This window comes from Desulfuromonas soudanensis, assembly GCF_001278055.1.
Taxonomy (GTDB): domain Bacteria; phylum Desulfobacterota; class Desulfuromonadia; order Desulfuromonadales; family WTL; genus Deferrimonas; species Deferrimonas soudanensis.
This window is the reverse complement of the sequence record NZ_CP010802.1, coordinates 3,081,790-3,100,556: the sequence shown is the minus strand read 5'-3', so window position 1 is coordinate 3,100,556 and position 18,767 is coordinate 3,081,790. Positions and strand designations below refer to the sequence as shown.

At 61.9% G+C, this 18,767-nt stretch carries 19 protein-coding genes; all 19 read left to right on the top strand.

Annotation, left to right across the window (positions count from 1 at the left end):
* The first annotated feature begins 7 nt into the window (after positions 1-7).
* The 19 genes from rpsK (at position 8) to DSOUD_RS18735 (ending at position 18,718) form a co-directional block, all read left to right on the top strand.
* Complete coding sequence (rpsK, locus tag DSOUD_RS13825) at positions 8-403, top strand: 30S ribosomal protein S11 (protein WP_053551559.1); 396 nt, start codon at positions 8-10, stop codon at positions 401-403.
* Positions 404-423: 20 nt separating this feature from the next.
* Entirely contained in the window at positions 424-1,053 is a 630-nt protein-coding gene (rpsD, locus tag DSOUD_RS13820) for a 30S ribosomal protein S4 (RefSeq protein WP_053551558.1), read from the top strand.
* A 42-nt stretch (positions 1,054-1,095) separates the two neighbouring features.
* Complete coding sequence (locus DSOUD_RS13815; RefSeq protein WP_053551557.1) at positions 1,096-2,112, top strand: DNA-directed RNA polymerase subunit alpha; 1,017 nt, start codon at positions 1,096-1,098, stop codon at positions 2,110-2,112.
* A gap of 42 nt (positions 2,113-2,154) precedes the next feature.
* Positions 2,155-2,664, top strand: a complete 510-nt coding sequence (gene rplQ, locus DSOUD_RS13810) for a 50S ribosomal protein L17 (RefSeq protein WP_053551556.1) — start codon at positions 2,155-2,157, stop codon at positions 2,662-2,664.
* A 145-nt stretch (positions 2,665-2,809) separates the two neighbouring features.
* Complete coding sequence (gene trpE / locus DSOUD_RS13805; protein WP_053551555.1) at positions 2,810-4,288, top strand: anthranilate synthase component I; 1,479 nt, start codon at positions 2,810-2,812, stop codon at positions 4,286-4,288.
* Position 4,289: 1 nt separating this feature from the next.
* Positions 4,290-4,856: an anthranilate synthase component II gene (locus tag DSOUD_RS13800; RefSeq protein ID WP_053551554.1), complete on the top strand. Its 567-nt coding sequence runs from the start codon at positions 4,290-4,292 to the stop codon at positions 4,854-4,856.
* A gap of 68 nt (positions 4,857-4,924) precedes the next feature.
* On the top strand, positions 4,925-5,977 hold the full coding sequence (gene trpD / locus DSOUD_RS13795; RefSeq protein WP_053551553.1) for an anthranilate phosphoribosyltransferase: 1,053 nt from the start codon (positions 4,925-4,927) through the stop codon (positions 5,975-5,977).
* A 40-nt stretch (positions 5,978-6,017) separates the two neighbouring features.
* Entirely contained in the window at positions 6,018-6,824 is an 807-nt protein-coding gene (gene trpC / locus DSOUD_RS13790; RefSeq protein ID WP_053551552.1) for an indole-3-glycerol phosphate synthase TrpC, read from the top strand.
* Between the two features lie 41 nt (positions 6,825-6,865).
* Entirely contained in the window at positions 6,866-8,218 is a 1,353-nt protein-coding gene (locus DSOUD_RS13785) for a TrpB-like pyridoxal phosphate-dependent enzyme (RefSeq protein WP_053551551.1), read from the top strand.
* A 48-nt stretch (positions 8,219-8,266) separates the two neighbouring features.
* On the top strand, positions 8,267-8,905 hold the full coding sequence (locus tag DSOUD_RS13780; RefSeq protein ID WP_053551550.1) for a phosphoribosylanthranilate isomerase: 639 nt from the start codon (positions 8,267-8,269) through the stop codon (positions 8,903-8,905).
* A gap of 63 nt (positions 8,906-8,968) precedes the next feature.
* On the top strand, positions 8,969-10,162 hold the full coding sequence (gene trpB / locus DSOUD_RS13775) for a tryptophan synthase subunit beta (protein ID WP_053551549.1): 1,194 nt from the start codon (positions 8,969-8,971) through the stop codon (positions 10,160-10,162).
* A gap of 65 nt (positions 10,163-10,227) precedes the next feature.
* A complete protein-coding gene (locus DSOUD_RS13770) occupies positions 10,228-11,478 on the top strand; it encodes a DEAD/DEAH box helicase (RefSeq protein WP_053551548.1) in 1,251 nt (416 codons plus the stop codon).
* Positions 11,479-11,634: 156 nt separating this feature from the next.
* Positions 11,635-12,315 (top strand): uracil-DNA glycosylase, encoded by a 681-nt coding sequence (locus DSOUD_RS13765; protein ID WP_053551547.1) that lies wholly within the window; start codon positions 11,635-11,637, stop codon positions 12,313-12,315.
* Between the two features lie 55 nt (positions 12,316-12,370).
* A complete protein-coding gene (gene trpA, locus DSOUD_RS13760; protein WP_053551546.1) occupies positions 12,371-13,183 on the top strand; it encodes a tryptophan synthase subunit alpha in 813 nt (270 codons plus the stop codon).
* Positions 13,184-13,246: 63 nt separating this feature from the next.
* A complete protein-coding gene (locus DSOUD_RS13755; RefSeq protein WP_053551545.1) occupies positions 13,247-14,011 on the top strand; it encodes an MBL fold metallo-hydrolase in 765 nt (254 codons plus the stop codon).
* Positions 14,012-14,045: 34 nt separating this feature from the next.
* Positions 14,046-14,897, top strand: a complete 852-nt coding sequence (gene accD, locus DSOUD_RS13750; RefSeq protein WP_053551544.1) for an acetyl-CoA carboxylase, carboxyltransferase subunit beta — start codon at positions 14,046-14,048, stop codon at positions 14,895-14,897.
* Between the two features lie 3 nt (positions 14,898-14,900).
* Positions 14,901-16,172: a bifunctional folylpolyglutamate synthase/dihydrofolate synthase gene (locus DSOUD_RS13745; protein ID WP_053551543.1), complete on the top strand. Its 1,272-nt coding sequence runs from the start codon at positions 14,901-14,903 to the stop codon at positions 16,170-16,172.
* The gene (locus DSOUD_RS13740; RefSeq protein WP_198300321.1) at positions 16,169-18,250 is read left to right on the top strand and encodes an LPS-assembly protein LptD; all 2,082 of its coding nucleotides are present in this window, start codon (positions 16,169-16,171) and stop codon (positions 18,248-18,250) included. Before DSOUD_RS13745 ends, DSOUD_RS13740 begins: the two co-directional genes overlap by 4 nt.
* 225 nt (positions 18,251-18,475) lie before the next feature.
* Positions 18,476-18,718: a ComEA family DNA-binding protein gene (locus DSOUD_RS18735; RefSeq protein ID WP_053551541.1), complete on the top strand. Its 243-nt coding sequence runs from the start codon at positions 18,476-18,478 to the stop codon at positions 18,716-18,718.
* Positions 18,719-18,767 lie beyond the last annotated feature (49 nt).

Sequence of the window (18,767 nt, the reverse complement as noted above, 5' to 3'; positions counted from 1 at the left end):
AGGAACGATGGCTAAGCCCGGTAAGAAAGTAGTCAGGAAGACTAAGGAAAAGAAGAACGTCCCGACTGGAGTGGCTCACATCCAGGCGACTTTCAATAATACGATCATCACCATCACCGATGTCGCCGGGAACGTGATCTCCTGGTCGACATGTGGCGCCAAGGCCTTCAAGGGGTCCCGCAAGAGTACCCCCTTTGCGGCCCAGGTGGCCGCCGAGGATGCCGCAAAAAAGGCCCAGGAGCATGGGATGCGCAGCGTTGAAGTCCACGTCAAGGGACCCGGCTCGGGTCGGGAGTCCGCTCTCCGTGCCCTGCAGGCCGCCGGACTCAACATCTCCCTGATCAAGGACGTTACGCCGATTCCTCACAACGGCTGCCGTCCCCCGAAACGCAGAAGAGTTTAACGATATAAGGAGGACGAACGTTGGCTAGATATACTGGTCCCGTCTGCCGGCTTTGCCGGAGAGAAAATATGAAACTGTTCCTGAAGGGGGACAGGTGCCATACCGATAAATGCGCAGTCGAACGCCGCAATTACGCACCCGGCCAGCACGGTCAGGGGCGCGTCAAGGTAACCAACTACGGAACGCAGCTGCGTGAAAAGCAGCGTGTCAAACGTTCCTACGGTCTCCTTGAGGCGCAGTTCCGGTCGTATTTTGCAGAAGCCGACCGTATGAAGGGGGTCACCGGCGAGAACCTTCTGGTACTTCTCGAACGGCGCCTCGATAGCATTATCTATCGCAGCGGATTTGCCACCTCCCGCAACGAGGCTCGCATGCTCGTCCGTCAGGGGCATTTTCTGGTGAACGGCCGCAAGGTGAACATCCCCTCTTTCTCTGTGAGGGTTGGAGATGTTGCCGAAGTCCGCGAAAAGAGTCGGAAAATTGCCCGGGTGAACGAAGCCCTGGACGGTGTTATGCGCCGCGGCGTTCCTTCGTGGATTGAACTCGATCGCACTGCGTTCAAGGGAACGGTCAAAACACTTCCGATCCGTGAAGAGATGACCACGCCTGTATTCCAGGAACACCTCATCGTCGAGCTGTATTCCAAGTAATCCTGGCAATCCAAGGCTGTAACCTCAATACGGAGGATACGAATGTATAAAAACTGGAGAGATCTCATCAAGCCCAAGCGCCTCCAGGTTGAAACGGAAACGATGACGGACAGTTACTGCCGTTTTTTTGCCGAACCCTTTGAACGGGGTTTTGCAACGACGCTGGGCAACTCACTCCGTCGGGCTCTCCTTTCTTCCCTGCAAGGTGCGGCGCTTACCTCGGTGCGGATAAAAGGGGTGCTTCACGAGTTCTCCACTGTTCCCGGCGTGACCGAGGACGTTACCGATATCATCCTCAATCTCAAAGGCGTGCTTCTCAAAGTCCACGGCAATGAGAGCCGCAACGTCCGTATCGTCAAAAAAGGGGCGGGCGTTATCACCGCCGGCGACATCATTACCGACTCGCACGTTGAGATCATCAACCGCAGTCACCATATCGCCACCTGCTCCAAAGAGGCCGATGTGGAAATGGACATGGTGGTCGCCATGGGAAAAGGGTACGAGCCCGCCGAGCGCAATCGGGACGAGAATGCACCGGTCGGCACCATCCCCATCGATGCTATTTTCAGCCCGGTCAAAAAGGTGAATTTCACGGTGACCAACGCTCGCGTCGGTCAGATCACCAACTACGACAAGCTGACCCTGGAAGTCACGACCGATGGCAGCGTCCGCCCGGACGACGCCGTCGCCTATGCCTCGAAGATCCTCAAGGATCAACTGCAGATCTTCATCAATTTCGACGAGGAGATCGAGCCGGTCGAGGAGGCCGTGGGTGAAGAGGGGCGCAAGATCAACGAAAACCTCTACCGTACGGTGGATGAGCTCGAGCTTTCGGTGCGCAGCGCCAACTGTCTGAAAAACGCCAACATCAGGCTGATCGGCGACCTGGTTCAGCGTTCAGAAGCTGAAATGCTCAAGACCCAGAACTTCGGGCGCAAGTCCCTCAATGAGATCAAGGACATTCTGTCCGACATGGGACTGACGCTCGGGATGAAGCTGGACGGTTTTCCCGATGCCGAGTATCTCAAAATGATTCAGAAGGGGAACGAGGAAGTCTGATTCCGAGGCCCGACGGATTAATAAAGAAAGGACCACAGAACGATGCGTCATAACAACTCCGGCAGACGGCTCGGTCGTAATTCGAGCCACCGCTCGGCCATGTTGCGGAATATGGTGACCTCCCTCCTCGATCACGAGAAGATCACCACCACCGACGCGCGGGCCAAAGAAGTTCGCAAACTCGCCGAGAGAATGATTTCCCTCGGAAAGCGCGGCGACCTCCATGCCCGGCGCCAGGCCCTTCAGGTAATCCGCGACCGTACGGTTGTCGGAAAACTCTTCGAAATGATCGGTCCCCGCTACACGGATCGTCCCGGCGGCTATACCCGCATCATCAAGATGGGGAACCGTGCAGGAGACAATGCTTCTCTCTCGATCATCGAATTGGTCGAGGAAGAGATTACTCCCCGACCTGTCAAACCGGTCAAGGCCGCTCCGAAGGCCGCTTCGAAGGCCACTTCGAAGGCCACAGTTGCACCTGTTGTCGCCACCGAGGTCGTGGAGGCCCCAGTGGCCGAGCCCGCTTCCGAAGAGGGTGAAGGCGAAAAATGATATTCCGGTACACCGGATTGGGAAGGGCAGGGAGGAGACTCCTTGCCCTTTTTTGTTGTGCCGGCAGAGGGGGACAGCGGGGCTTGAATGTTGACCGGTTCAGGCTTCCGTGCTAATGTAACCATCTTTTGTCGCTGGAGTTTGCATGTATTTTCCATCCCTGAGTGAATTCGCCTCCGCCACGACCCACGGCAATCTTATCCCGGTCTACCGGGAGATTCTCGCCGACATGGAAACGCCGGTCTCGGCCTTCAAAAAGATCGACGACGGTCACACCTCCTTTCTCCTCGAGAGTATCGAGGGGGGCGAAAAGTGGGCGCGCTACTCCTTCCTCGGCAGTGGTCCGGCCAAGGTCTTTCGCTGTCAGGGGGTGCGTTACGAGGTCCTCAACGGCGACCGGGTCATTCATTCCGGGGAAAGTTCCGATCCCCTGGCCAGGCTCAAGGAGTTCATGGCTCCCTACCGGCCCGTCTCCGTTCCAGGGCTCCCGCGGTTTTCCGGAGGCGCCGTCGGCTACCTCGGCTACGACATGGTCCGCTTCATTGAACGGTTGCCCGACGAGAATCCAAGGGAGATCGGGGCCTACGACGCCGCTTTCCTTCTCACGGAAGAACTGCTGATCTTCGACAACATGCGTCAGAAGATCAAGGTGGTCTGCAACGTCCACCTGCAGCCGGAGGAGGATCCCGTCGCTGCCTACGGGCGCGGGATCAAGGCGATCGACGGTCTCATCGCCCGCCTTCGCTCGCCCCTTCCGCCGCACACCGCCCCGGGTGCCGCGATTCCCATCGCCTTCGAGTCGAACTTTTCTCAGGCCGATTTCAAGGCGGCGGTGGTGCGGGGGAAGGAGTATATCCGCGCCGGCGACATCTTTCAGGTGGTCCTTTCCCAGCGCTTCTCCGGTCAACTCTGTGCCGACCCCTTCGATATCTACCGGGCGCTGCGGACCATCAATCCTTCGCCGTACATGTTCTTCCTCCGCTTCGGCGAAACCCTGGTGGTCGGGGCCTCCCCCGAGGTCCTGGTCCGCAAGGAGGGGACCAGAGTCGAGGTGCGCCCCATCGCCGGGACCCGCCCCCGCGGCGCCACTTCCGAGGAGGACGGTCGCCTCGAAGAGGAACTCCTCGCCGATCCCAAGGAGCGGGCCGAGCATATCATGCTGGTCGATCTCGGCCGCAACGACATCGGCCGGGTCGCTCTGCCGGGGAGTGTCGAGGTGAGCGAGCTGATGGTCGTTGAGCGCTACTCCCACGTCATGCATATCGTCTCCAACGTCCGCGGCGAGCTCCCTCCGGAGCGGGACGCCTTCGACGTTTTCCGTGCCACCTTTCCCGCCGGGACCCTCTCCGGATCCCCGAAGATCCGGGCGATGGAGATTATCGACGAACTCGAGCCGTGCCGTCGGGAGATCTACGGGGGGGCCGTCGGCTACTTCTCCTTTTCCGGGAACATGGACATGGCGATCGCCATCCGCACCCTGATCATCGACGGCGACCGGATCTTTCTCCAGGCCGGCGCCGGCATCGTTGCCGACTCGGATCCTGCCGCCGAGTATCAGGAAACGATCAGCAAGGCGATGGGCGTCCAGAGAGCGATCGAAATGGCGCAGAGGGGGCTCGATTGACATGTTGCTGATGCTCGACAACTACGACTCCTTCACCTACAATCTCGTCCAGTATCTGCAGGAACTCGGCGAGGAGGTGGTGGTGTATCGCAACGACCAGATCACGGTCGAAGAGGTCGCCGCCCTTTCGCCGCGTCGCATCGTCGTCTCCCCCGGTCCCTGTTCTCCGGCCGAAGCCGGCATTTCCGTGGAGCTGATCAAGCGCCTCTCGGCGACAATTCCCATGCTCGGTGTCTGCCTCGGGCACCAGGCCATCGGCCACGCCTTCGGCGGCAAGGTGATCCGCGCCGCCGAGTTGATGCACGGCAAGACCAGCTTCATCCACCATGACGACAGCGGGGTTTTCAGCGGCCTCTCCAACCCCTTTGTCGCCACTCGCTATCACTCGCTCATCGTCGAGAAGGCAAGTCTCCCGTCGTGTCTGCGCATCTGCGCCTGGATCGAGGACGGAACGATCATGGGACTCGAACATCGGGAGCGCCCCCTCTGGGGAGTGCAGTTTCACCCCGAGTCGATTCTGACCGTCGAAGGGAAGCGTTTGCTGCAGAACTTTCTCGAACTGACCTGATTAACCATAGGGCAGGGCGGATCACCTCCGCCCGGGGGCGCAGGCCTCGCGCAGGACAGGAGACCCTCATGATCAAAGCCGCTATCGCCAAAGTTGTGGAGCGAATCGACCTCTCCGAAGGAGAAATGATCGGGATCATGGATCAGATCATGTCCGGGGGGGCCACCCCGGCGCAGGTCGGCGCTTTTATTACCGCTCTGCGGATGAAGGGGGAGACTGTTCCCGAAATCACCGGCGCGGCCCGGGTGATGCGCGAGCGCGCGACGCCGATCCGCGTCGGTCGCAACGTTCTCGACATGGACCGCGACGACATCAACGTCGATCTGGAGACGATCCTCGACGTGGTCGGAACGGGGGGGGACGGAACCAACACCTTCAACATCTCGACCACCGTCGCCTTCGTCGTTTCGGCCTGCGGAGTCAAGGTCGCCAAGCACGGCAACCGCTCGGTTTCCTCGAGTTGCGGCAGCGCCGACGTCCTGGAGGCCCTCGGCGTCGAACTCGACGTCACTCCGGAAACGGTGGAGCGCTGCATTGAGGAAATCGGTATCGGCTTCCTCTTCGCACCCGCCCTGCACGGGGCGATGAAGCACGCCATCGGTCCGCGCAAAGAGATCGGCATCCGCACCATCTTCAATATCCTCGGGCCGCTGACCAATCCGGCCAAGGCCGACTGTCAGGTGATGGGGGTCTATCGCGAGGACCTGGTCGAACCTCTGGCGCAGGTGCTGCATAACCTCGGATGCCGGCGGGGTTTCGTCGTTCACGGCCTCGACGGCATGGACGAAATCACTCTCACAGCCGAGACCGCCGTCGCGACCGTCACCGAGGGGGGGATTGCCATGAGTCGCATCTCCCCCGAGCAGTTCGGTCTTTCCCGGTGTACCATGGCCGATCTTCGCGGCGGCGACGCCCGGGGGAACGCCGAAGTCGTCCGCAATATCCTCGGCGGCGAAAAAGGACCCCGGCGGGACGTCGTATTGCTCAACGCCGCCTACGCCCTGATCGCCGCCGGCAAGGTCGCAGACGTCAGAGCCGGGCTCAGCCTCGCCGGCGACGCGATCGACTCCGGACGCGCCCTGATGCAGGTCGAAAAACTGGCGAAGCTCACCAACGCATGATGCCGGTTTCCCCCAGGGGGACTCCGGGGAAAAGAGGGGCATGACCGGCACTCCCGATATCTTGAAGAAGATCGTCGCCCACAAGCGCGACGAGGTCGCCGCCGCCAAGGTCAGGTTCCCCCTGGCGCGTCTCCGCGAGCGACTCTCCCTGGTCGAGGACCAGACCCGCGGCTTTGTCCGGGCGTTGCGGACCATGGATGAATCGGGGGGGACGGCCGTCATTGCCGAGGTGAAGAAGGGCTCCCCTTCGAAGGGGATAATCCGCGCCGATTTCGACCCGCTGGAGATCGCCGCGATCTATCAGGCCAACGGCGCCACCTGCCTTTCGGTGCTCACCGACGAAGCGTTTTTTTACGGTCATCTCAACTCTCTCGGGCTGATTCGCGAGGGGGTCTCCCTCCCCCTGCTGCGCAAGGATTTTATCTGCGATCCCTACCAGATCGTCGAGGCGCGCGCCTTCGGCGCCGACGCGGTGCTCCTCATCGCCGCGATGCTCGATTTGAACGAGCTGCGGGACTTTGCCGCCCTTGCCGGCGAGCTCCACCTCGATGTCCTCCTGGAGGTCCACGACCGGGAAGAGCTGGAGATGGCGCTGAAAACCGACATCGAACTGATCGGCATCAACAACCGCAGCCTGCGCACCTTCGTCACCGATCTCGGCACCACAGAGCGGCTGCGGCCGTTGATTCCCCCCGATCGTTTCGTGGTCGCCGAAAGCGGCGTCAATGGCCGGGCCGACATCGAGCGCTTGCAAAAGGCCGGGGCCCATGCCTTCCTCATCGGTGAGTCGCTGATGCGCGAGGACGACATCGGCGCCAAACTGCGCCAGCTGACGGGCCAGGATTGACCCCTGGCGGCGGATTTAATTTACCCAAGAAGGAGATTCCGATGCAGACCAAGATATTGCTCCCCGAGGACCGGATCCCGAAGCAGTGGTACAATGTCATCCCCGATCTCCCTGGTCCTCTGGCGCCGGTGATCCACCCCGGGACGATGCAGCCGGTCACTCCCGACGATTTGCTCCCGCTTTTCCCCATGCCGTTGATCGAGCAGGAGGTTTCCCAGCAGCGGTGGATCGATATTCCCGAGGCCGTGCGGGAAATTTACCAGCTCTGGCGACCGGCGCCGATGTTTCGCGCTCACCGCCTGGAAAAGGCCCTCGGAACGCCGGCGAAGATTTACTACAAGTACGAGGGGACCTCGCCGGCCGGCAGCCACAAGCCGAACAGCGCCATCCCCCAGGCCTACTACAACAAGATTTCCGGCACCAAGCGCATCGCCACCGAGACCGGCGCCGGCCAGTGGGGATCGTCGATCGCCCTCGCCTGCCAGATGTTCGGCCTCGAGTGCACGGTCTACATGGTCAAGGTCTCCTTCAACCAAAAGCCGTACCGCAAGAGCATGATGCAGCTGTGGGGCGCCGAGGTCATTCCCTCGCCGTCCAACCGCACCAACTCCGGCCGCTCGATCCTCGCCGAGCACCCCGAGAGCAACGGCTCCCTCGGCATCGCCATCAGCGAGGCGGTGGAGGATGCCGTCAGCCGCGAAGACACGCGCTACGCTCTGGGGAGCGTCCTCAACCATGTCTGTTTGCACCAGACGATCATCGGTCTTGAGGCCAAGGAACAGATGGCCCTGGTCGGCGATTATCCCGATGTCGTCATCGGCTGTCACGGCGGCGGTTCCAACTTCGCCGGGATTGCCTTCCCCTTCATCGCCGACAAGGCGAGCGGGAAAAAGGTGCGGGTTCTGGCCATGGAACCGCTGAGCTGCCCGACCCTGACCCGCGGCGTCTACGCCTTCGATTATGGCGACACCGCCAAGATGGCGCCGGTGGCCAAGATGTACACCCTCGGCCACGACTTCATGCCGCCGGGAATCCATGCCGGCGGACTCCGCTACCATGGTGCCTCGCCGCTGGTGTCGCAGCTGGTGCATGCCGGCGTCGTCGAAGCCAAAGCGGTGGCGCAACTGGCCTGTTTCGAGGCCGCGGTCCTTTTTTCCCGGACCGAGGGGATCATCCCGGCGCCGGAATCGAGCCACGCCATCCGCGGCGCCATCGACGAGGCGTTGCAGGCCAAGGAGGAGGGGAAGGAGAAGACCATCCTCTTCAACCTCTCCGGGCACGGCCATGTCGATATGGCCGCCTACGACGACTTTCTGGCCGGCCATCTGACCGATTACGAGTATCCCGCCGAGGCGATCAAGGAATCGCTGGCCCATCTGCCGAAGGTTGGGTGATCGTCCCATGGCCGGCGCCGGCCGTAAGCGCCAAGGGGGTTTGTCCGGATGATTCGGGTCAAGATCTGCGGTATGACCAACGTCGAAGACGCCCTGCACGCCTGCGCGTGCGGGGCGGATGCGTTGGGATTTGTCTTTTATGACAAAAGTCCGCGCTGCCTGACGGCGGCCAGGGCCCGGGACATCATTGCCAGGCTCCCTCCCCTGGTCACCACCGTCGGTCTGTTCGTCAACGAGGAGCCGGGGCGCATCAGGGAGATCGCCGAGGAATGCGCCCTCGATGTCGTCCAGCTCCACGGCGATGAGGGACCGGCAGACTGCGACTTCGCGCCGCGGCGGGTCATCAAGGCGCTGCGCGTCCGCGACGAGGCGAGCCTTGCCGGTCATGAAGCCTTCCCGGTTTCGGCCCTGCTCCTCGACACCTGGGTGGCGGGGAATTACGGCGGCAGCGGAAAGACATTCAACTGGGAGCTTGCCCGTCTCGTCGCCCGGCAGCGCCCGGTCATCCTTGCCGGAGGGCTGACTCCGGAAAACGTCGCCGAGGCGGTGCGAACCGTCTCCCCCTACGGCGTCGACGTTTCCAGCGGCGTCGAGGCGGCTCCGGGCAAAAAAGATCCGCAGAAGGTTGCGGCCTTTATCCTCGCCGCTCAAAATGCAGAGAACTGGAACATTCCAGCAAACCCCTGACTCTCCTCCCGGACAAGGCGCCGGGCGTTGATTCCTGCGACTTAGCAGAAGGAAACCCAACCGATGTACGATTTTCCCGACGCCCGCGGCCATTTCGGTCTCTTTGGCGGCCGCTATGTGGCCGAGACGCTGATGCCGGCCCTTATCGAACTCGAGGAGGCCTACAGGGCGGCCCTGTCCGATCCGGGTTTTTTCGAGGAACTCGACGACTACCTGAAGAACTATGTCGGCCGCCCGAGTCCCCTCTATTTTGCCCGTCGCCTGACCGAGCATCTCGGCGGGGCGAAAATCTACCTCAAGCGGGAGGATCTCAACCATACCGGCGCCCACAAGATCAACAACACCGTCGGCCAGATTCTCCTTGCCCGGCGGATGGGGAAACGGCGGGTCATCGCTGAAACCGGGGCAGGCCAGCACGGTGTGGCCACGGCGACGGTGGCCGCACTCTTCGGGATGGAATGCGAGATTTTCATGGGGACCGAGGACATCCGCCGTCAGTCCATCAACGTCTTTCGCATGAAGCTTCTCGGCGCCAAGGTCCACGGCGTGACGAGCGGGACGGCAACGCTCAAGGACGCCATGAATGACGCCCTGCGGCACTGGGTCACCCATGTCCGGGACACTTTTTATGTGATCGGCACCGTCGCCGGTCCCCATCCCTATCCGATGCTGGTCAGGGATTTCCAGGCGATTATCGGCCGTGAAACGCGGGAGCAGATCCTGGCCGCCGAAGGCCGCCTTCCCGATCTGGCCGTGGCCTGCATCGGCGGCGGATCCAACGCCATGGGGCTCTTTCACCCCTTCGTTCAGGATCCCGAAGTGCGCCTCGTCGGGGTCGAGGCGGCGGGTCTCGGAATCGACACCGGCAAACACGCCGCCAGCATCGGCGCCGGGCAGATCGGGGTGTTGCATGGCAACAAGACGTTCCTGCTCCAGGACGAGCAGGGGCAGATCGAACATGCCCATTCCATCTCCGCCGGTCTCGACTACCCCGGCGTCGGCCCAGAACACGCTCATCTGCACGATATCGGCCGGGCCGAGTACGTCAGCGTCACCGACGACGAGGCCCTCCGGGCGTTTATGGCCCTTACCGAAATGGAGGGGATTATCCCGGCGCTGGAGAGTTCCCACGCCATAGCCCATGTGATGAAGATTGCCCCCGCACTCCCCAGGGAAACCCTGATTGCCGTCTGTCTTTCAGGGCGCGGCGACAAGGACATCCATACCGTCGCCGAGGCCATGGGGGTGGAGCTTTAAAGAACGGGGCGCGGAATCCGCAGGCCGGATACCGCGCCCTGAAACCCATTTTCCGAAGGAAACTCATGAAATTCACCGAACTGAACTTCCCCGAATCGGTCCTCAAGGGGATCGAAAAGGCCGGGTTCGTCGATCTGACCCCCGTCCAGGAGGAATCGATTCCTCTGGCACTCCTGGGGAAGGACGTCGCCGCCCAGGCCCAGACGGGAACGGGCAAGACGGCCGCCTTCCTCCTCTCACTCTTCACCCGGATGCTGGCCAATCCCCGCGAGACCAGCAACAACCCCCGGGCCCTGGTGATGGCGCCGACCCGGGAACTGGTGGTGCAGATTGTCGAGGACGCCAAGATTCTCGGTGCCTTTTGCCCCTTCAAGGTTCAGGCCATTTTCGGCGGCATGGATTATGACAAGCAGCGTCAGGCCCTCAGGTCCGGAGTGGACGTCATCGTCGCCACCCCCGGCCGTCTCATCGATTATGCCCGGCAGAAGGTCTTCTCCTTTGACAGCGTCGAGGCGCTGGTCATCGACGAGGCCGACCGCATGTTCGACATGGGGTTCATCAAGGATCTGCGCTTCATTCTGCGCAAACTTCCGCCGGTGGAGAAGCGCCAGACCATGCTCTTCTCCGCCACCCTCTCCCACCGGGTCATGGAGCTCGCCTACGAGTTCATGAACCTGGCCGAGAAGGTGAGTATCGAACCCCAGCAGGTGACGGCCGAGCGGGTGGAGCAGATCCTCTACCATGCCGGACGCCGGGAAAAGTTCCCCCTGCTGCTCGGGCTCCTCAAGAAAGATCCGGGAGCGGAGCGGGTCCTGGTCTTCGTCAACACCAAGCGGGAAGCCGAGCACCTCGCCGAGCGCCTCCAGGCCAACGATTTCAAGGCGGCGGTGATCTCCGGCGACATCCCCCAGAACAAGCGGATGCGGATCCTCACCGATTTCAAGGAAGGGCACCTGACCTTCCTGGTGGCCACCGACGTCGCCTCCCGGGGGATCCACATCGACGGGGTCACCCATGTCATCAATTACGACCTCCCGCAGGATGCCGAGGATTACGTCCATCGCATCGGCCGCACCGCCCGGGCCGGAGCCCTGGGGAAAGCGATCAGTTTCGCGGACGAGGACCTGGTCTTCCATCTCCCCGACATCGAGGAATACATCGGCCAGAAAATTCCCAGCGCCTTTCCCGAAGACGACGATTTCTGCTGGGACTACAAGCGCAGCCCGCCACGGAAGAGGGCGCCGATCCCCGAGAAGTTCGGTGCCGGCGCCAGGAAGCCTGCTGCGCGGCGCGGTCCCCCCCGGCGCAAGCCCTAGGCGCCTGTCGGACCCTTGGGGCCGAAGGGAAAACCAGGATGTTCGAGGGCCGATTCGAGGTCGCTTGAGATCCGTAAGCCGTTTCAATCGCTCGAAAAGGCGTTCGAACAGGGTGCAAAAAGACGCCCTTGCCGGGGCGCAAAGGAGAGATCTAGGATGCTGGGTGCCGCTCTCGTCGGTCTCAAGGGGTGCCGGAGGTGTGGTCGCCTGGCCGGATATATGGACAGTCTGCCGCCGCGGCGAGGCTCTACCCGTCAGGACTACTGGAACGGGCCGGTTCCGGGTTTCGGCGATGACCGGGCGCGGGTCTGCCTGGTCGGCCTGGCTCCCGGCGCCCACGGCGCCAACCGCACCGGCCGTCCCTTCACCGGGGACGGAGCGGGGGATTTCATGTATCCCCTGCTGCACCGCACCGGATTTGCAAGTCAGGGAGAGGTCACCGGCCTCGACGACGGCCTTCAGCTGCACGATCTTTACCTCAGCAACGCCGTCAAGTGCGTTCCGCCGGAAAACCGCCCCCTCCCCGGAGAATTCGCCAATTGCCGGCCTTTTCTCGAGGAGGAGCTCGCCTCCCTTCCCCGGTTGCAGGTGGTCCTTCTCCTCGGACAGGGGGCCTACACCAGCTATCTGCGACTCCTCCGGGATCGGGGGGTCATCGAGCGCCTCAGCGACTACCCTTTTTCCCACGGTGCGGTCCATCGATTCGCTGTCGGCCCGATTGTGGTCGCCAGTTATCACACCAGCCGCTACAATGTGCAAACCGGCCGCATCAATCCGGAGATGTTTCTCGAGCTCCTCCGGAAGGTCAGGGATTTGGCGGCGGGAGAAAACTGTTGAAAAGGGCTGCGCCTTCGATTAAACTGGCTGAATTTGAGTGAAATAGAGGTAGACCATGGGACGCATTGAGGCGACCTTCGAACGTTTAAAAATTCAGGGGGATGCGGCTCTGATCCCCTTCATCACCGCGGGAGATCCGTCTCTTGCCCTGACCGAGAAGCTCATTCATACCCTGGTCGAGTCCGGCGCCGACATCATCGAGCTCGGGTTCCCCTTCTCCGACCCGATGGCCGACGGACCGACCATTCAGGCCTCCTCGGAAAGGGCCCTGGAGGCGGGAACGACCCTCCCGGCCATCCTTGAGATGCTCTCCCGGGTGCGTCAGCACACCAACGTCCCGGTGGTGCTCATGGGCTACTACAACCCTGTTCTCCACTACGGGCCGCAGCGCTTTGCCCGGGACGCCGCGGCGGCCGGCGTCGACGGAGTGCTGCTGGTCGATCTTCCTCCCGAGGAGGCCGGCGAAATCAGCGGCTTTTTGCAGGAAGCAGGGCTGCGACTGATCACTCTTCTAGCACCGACCACCCCGCCCGAACGGATGGCCCGACTGGCTGAGGCCGGCGAGGGTTATCTGTACTATGTTTCGATGACCGGGGTCACCGGTACGCAGCAGGTCGATGCCGCAGCCATCGAGAAGGCTGTCGGAGCGGTGCGGGAGAAGAGTTCGGTCCCCGTGGCCGTCGGCTTCGGGATTTCCTCTCCCGCCGACGCCGAAGCGGTGGCGCGTTTTTCCGACGCCGTCGTCGTCGGCAGCGCCCTGGTCAGGGTGATCGCAGCCTACGGCGCCTCCCCCGACCTCCTGTCCCAGGTCGGGACCTTTGTCCGGTCCCTCAAGGACGGGATGCGGGCAGGACGGTCGCTTTGTTAGACGGAGCGGCACGGAAATAGCATTTATTTTCCCCGGATGTGACGCGGGCGTACAGGGGATGAGATGGATATTCGCGTTCTGGGAAGCGACGGGTCGACAATCCCCGGCCATCACACCAACAGCCTCCTGGTCAATGGATCGCTCCTTGTTGACGCCGGCACCGTGACTTCGATCCTGACTCTCGAGGAGCAGGCCGGAGTTACCGATGTGGTGATAACCCACGCCCATCTCGATCACGTCGTCGATCTGGCTTTTCTCGTCGACAACGGGTTTGCCCGGCGCCGCACCTCGTTGAGGGTCTGGGCCCCGCCGCAGGTGCTGGACACCTTGCATGCCCATCTCTTCAACGACCGGATCTGGCCAGATTTTACCCGCATCCACTCCGCCGGCGTGCCGGCACTGGATCTGCGGCCGCTGGCTCCGGGGAAGGAGGTGGAGATTTGCGGAATAAGGGTCCGTTCGGCGCAAACCAACCACCCGGTCCATACCGTGGGTTACGCCCTGACGGATCGGTGCGGTACCGTTCTCGTCTGCGGAGACACCGCCACCACCGAGGACATCTGGACCCTGGGGCGCACCTCGGCGCAGCTCAGGATGGTCTTTGTCGAAACCTCTTTTCCCGATCGGTGCGCCGAACTGGCGGTGGCCAGCGGCCATATGACGCCGGCCATGCTGAAAACAGAACTGACCAAGCTGGGTCGGGACGATGTCCCGATTAAAGTATTCCACATGAAGCTGCAGTTTCTCGATGAAATTCTGGAGGAACTGAACAACCTGGAGGTGTCGCACCTCCAGATCCTGCAAGGGGGGGAATTCTTTTCCTTCTGACCCAAGTCACCCCTGAAAATGACGAGGTAGAGACATGGCCTGGTTCACCAAATCGAAGGCGCCGATCGCGGCTCCGGATGAAACAAAAAAGATTCAGATTCCCGAGGGGGTCTGGAGCAAGTGCAAAAACTGCAATGAAATCATCTATACCAAGGAGATCGAGCGCAATCTCAACGTTTGTCCCAAATGCGATTACCATTTTCGCATCAGCGCCCGGGAGAGGATCGATCTGGTCCTCGACTCCGGCTCCTTTGTCGAGATGGACGCCGCCATGGAGTCCGTCGACTTCCTCGATTTCAAGGATTCCAAAAAGTACAAGGACCGCATCAAGGCGGCCGTGAAGAAGAGCGGCGGCGGCGATGCCGTGGTCTGTGGCGAAGGAACCATCGAGGCTCTGCCGGTGGTGGTTTCTGTCTTCGACTTCAGTTTTATGGGCGGAAGCATGGGGTCCGTCGTCGGAGAGAAGATCACCCGGGCCATCGAAAAAGGGTTGGAAAAACGGAGCCCGGTCATTATCTTTTCCTCCTCCGGAGGGGCCCGCATGCAGGAGAGTATCCTTTCTCTGATGCAGATGGCCAAAACCTGCGCGGCTCTGGCCAAGCTCAAGGCGGCCGGGATTCCCTTCATCTCGGTTCTCACCGATCCGACCACCGGCGGCGTGACCGCCAGTTTCGCCATGCTCGGCGACATCAACATGGCCGAACCCCGCGCCCTGATCGGGTTCGCAGGGCCCCGCGTCATCGAGCAGACCATCCGCCAGAAGCTTCCCGACGGCTTTCAGCGCTCCGAGTATCTGCTCGAGCACGGCATGGTCGACATGATCGTGCGACGTCAGGAAATGAAGGCGCGGCTCTCCCAGATCCTGCGGATTTTCACCAAGGCCTGACCCGTGGACTACCAGCAAAGTCTGGATTACCTCTATGGTCTCCAGCGGTTCGGGATCAAACTCGGGCTGGAGAATATCCGGGCGTTGCTGGATCGGCTCGGCCATCCCGAAGCCGGGTACGCCATTGTCCACGTGGGGGGGAGCAACGGCAAGGGATCGGTTTCGGCCTGCCTGGCGGAGATTCTCCGTCAGGGTGGTCACCGGGTCGGACTTTACACCTCGCCCCACCTTCATTCCTTCACCGAACGTATCCGGGTTGACGGTGTCCCGATCAGCGAGCCGGAAATCGCCCGCCTCACCGAGGACCTTTGCGCCCGGAGCGAAGGGATCCCCGCCACCTTCTTTGAATTCGCCACCGCCCTTGCCCTGCAATATTTTTTCGAACAGAAGGTCGATTTCGTCGTTCTCGAAGTCGGCATGGGGGGGCGCCTGGACGCCACCAATGCCGTGACTCCCGTCCTGGCGATCCTTACACCGATCTGTCTCGATCATGGGGAACATCTCGGCCCTGATCTGGCGGCCATCGCCTCCGAGAAGGGCGGGATCATCAAACCGGAGGTTCCCGTGGTCATCGGGCCACAGGATCCCGGCGCTCTCCAGGTTCTCCTCAGCCAGGCCGAGGAGCGTCGAGCCCCCGTTCTCCTCTATGATCGGGATTATCGGGTGGAGTCGTCCCCCGGGGGATTTTCCTTTCGCGCCGCCGGACTGCAGCTTCAGGACGTGGTTCCCGGCCTTCCCGGCGTCCATCAGCACGACAACCTCGCCACGGCCCTTGCCGCTGCCCAGGAGCTGCGGCGGCAGGGGGTCTTCCTGGACGAAGCCGCCCTGCGCAACGGGGTCCGGCAGGTGCGCTGGCCCGGTCGCCTCGAGTGGTGGCAGGGGGAGCGAAGAGTTCTTCTCGATGGGGCCCATAACGCCGGGGGCGCACGGGTTCTGGCCGACTACCTCGACACGGTCCCGACCGATGCCGTGCGCTGGGTGGTGGGTGTCAAGGGGGACAAGCGCTTCGAGGATATCCTTGCCCCCCTTCTCCCGCGGGTCACGGCTCTCTACTGCACCAGTCCGCCGGTGGACGAAGCGGTCCCCCCCGCCGAGCTGGCCGCTTGCGGCGTCGCGGCCGGGCTTCCTGTGCGTATCTTTGACCAAGCCGGGCGTGCCCTGGCGGCCGCCCTGGCCGATTGCCGCCAGGGCGAAATTGTCCTGGTGGCCGGCTCCCTATTTCTGGTGGCGGCAGCCCGGGAGTATCTGATGGGACAGGAGGGAGCCCGGTGGTGAAACGGCGGAGAATAAGCGCCTGGAAGATCGTCGTCGTCGGACTTTTTCTTCCCTGGGGGGGGACGGCCCTGGCCCTCGATGGCGGAGCGGGGCTTGCCGCTGGTGAGCCGGTGAGCCTCGAAGCCGATCAACTCAGCTTCGATCAGGGGAGCGGGACCTACCAGGCCGTCGGCAAGGTCCGGTTGCAAAAGGGCTCCCTGACCCTCCATGCCGACCGTGTGCAGTGGAACGAGGTGGCCGGCGAGGCGCTGGCCAGTGGTGAGGTGGAGGTCACCGAACCGGCGGGGTATCTGACCGGAGAAACCCTCTGGCTCAATGTCAATACCGATGCCGGACGGCTGACGGACGGGCGCGCCTTTATGCGTGAAAAGAACGTCCACCTGGTCGGCAGGGAAATCGAGCGTTTCGACGCCGAGACCTACCGGGTATCGGAGGGGACGTTCACGACCTGCGACGGAGCGACCCCCTCATGGAAATTCGGAGCAAAACGCCTCGATGTCACCCTTGGCGGCTATGCCCGGGCCAGGCACGTTCTCTTCTACGTCTACGACCTCCCCGTTTTCTATCTCCCCTATCTGATCTACCCCGTCTCCGCCGAGCGGGAATCGGGTTTTCTCATGCCGCGCTTCGGTTATTCGGATCGTCGGGGAACCGAACTCTCTCTCGGCTACTATCAGGTTCTCGGGCGCAACATGGATGCCACCTTCTACCTCGATTACCTATCCGACCTCGGGGTCGGCAAGGGGGCCGAGTATCGCTACATCTTCGGTCAGGGAAACGACGGTGTCCTGCACGGCTATCACATCAGCGGGATCAAGGATGCCGGCGATCGCTATGCCCTTGACTGGCAACATCTGGGGGCTCTGGGCGACCGTCTGCGCCTGATCGGCGACGTGGAGTACGTGAGCAGTTCCGACTATTTCGCCGATTTCGGCGAGGAGGCAGGGGAGTACAACCGCGACATGGTGGAATCGGTCGTCGCCCTGAATCGCAATTGGGACCGGGCCAACCTGGGGGGGCAGTTCAAGTACACCCGGAATCTGGTGGGGAGTAACGGTGCTACCCTGCAGCAGCTTCCCGAAGTCCGCTTCGACCTGTTGCGGCGCCGCCTGGCCGAGACCCCCTTCTTTACCGACCTGGAGTCCTCCACCACCAACTTCTGGCGCCATGAAGGGCTCAAAGGCCAACGCCTCAATCTGCGCCCCTCCCTGGGGGCGGTCTTTGAGGCCGGCGGATTTCTCGAGATCGCCCCCGAGTTTGGCTACCGCCAGAGGCTCTACCAGACGTCCAGCGACGGCCCGGGGTACGAGGCGCAGGGACTGGCCGATTTCTCCACCCGCATTTCCACGCGGCTGACACGAATTTTTGCTCCGGGAGGAAAACAACTCCGGAGCATCCGCCACCTTGTCGAGCCGGAAATCTTCTACACCTTCATTCCCAACGTCGACCAGAGCCACCTTCCCCAGTTTGATCGGTTGGATGCCATTGCGCCGCGCAATGTCCTCGGTTACGCGCTGACCAATCGGCTCACGGCCCGCCTCGAAACCGAGGAAGGGGGGACGTCCTTCCATGATTTTCTCTATCTGCGCCTCTCCCAGGAGTACGACATTCGACAGACGCGCCTCGATGCGCCGGAAGAGGACAGTCCCTTTTCGACCTTGCGCACTGAGTTGATCCTCCGCCCGACCCGCTGGAGTTCTTTCGACCTGGATTTGCGGTTGGATCCCGAAGGGGGGGCGTTGACGGCCGTCGGCGCGGCCGGGGAAGTCCGGGACGGGGCGGGAAACGCTCTTGGCATCGATTACCGGTACCGGCGAGGGGAACTGGAATATCTGGCCGCCACCGCCGACATGGCCTGGTTCAATCCCCTCTATTTCAAGTACCAGCACCGCTACGATTTCGCCGGCAGCAAGTCTCTGGAATCCGTCGCCGAAGTGGAGTTCAGGTCCCAGTGCTGGAGCATCTATCTGACCTACAGGGACCGTATTGAGGATCGCTCCTATCTTTTGAGTTTTGCCCTTTCCGGGTTGGGGAAGGTCGATCTGTTCGGAGGGGGGATCGGGGAGCCGGGGGAATGATTCCGGCAAAAAAGAAAAAAGAGTTGCGATTTTTATTTGTGAATGATAATTAGTGACAGCCAATCTTTGGTGGATTGGCGAATCATTGATGCCGGCGAGTCGGAAATCCTTCCGACCGTCCGGCGGTCGTGTCCCCGAGGGACACCGTTCACAGGAGGAGTCGCAATGAAACGTCTTGTCGGTATGGTGTTGGCGGTAGTATGCTTAAGCCTAACTTTTGCGCCCATGGCCCGGGCCGCCGTTGCCCAGGCACCGGTGGTCAGGAAGGTCGAAGCCGCAGTCAATCTCAACACGGCTTCGGTGAAGGAACTCCAGTCTCTCCCCGGGATCGGCAAGGTCACGGCGGAACGAATTGTCGCCTTCCGCACCGAGCAGGGGACCTTCACCTCGCCGGAGGATCTTCTCAAGGTCAAGGGGGTCGGCAAAAAGACCCTGGAGAAGATCCGCGGTCAGATCGCCGTGAAATAAAAATGCAGGGACGTTCCTCGGCTACGGCTTCAAGGGGAGGATGATCAAC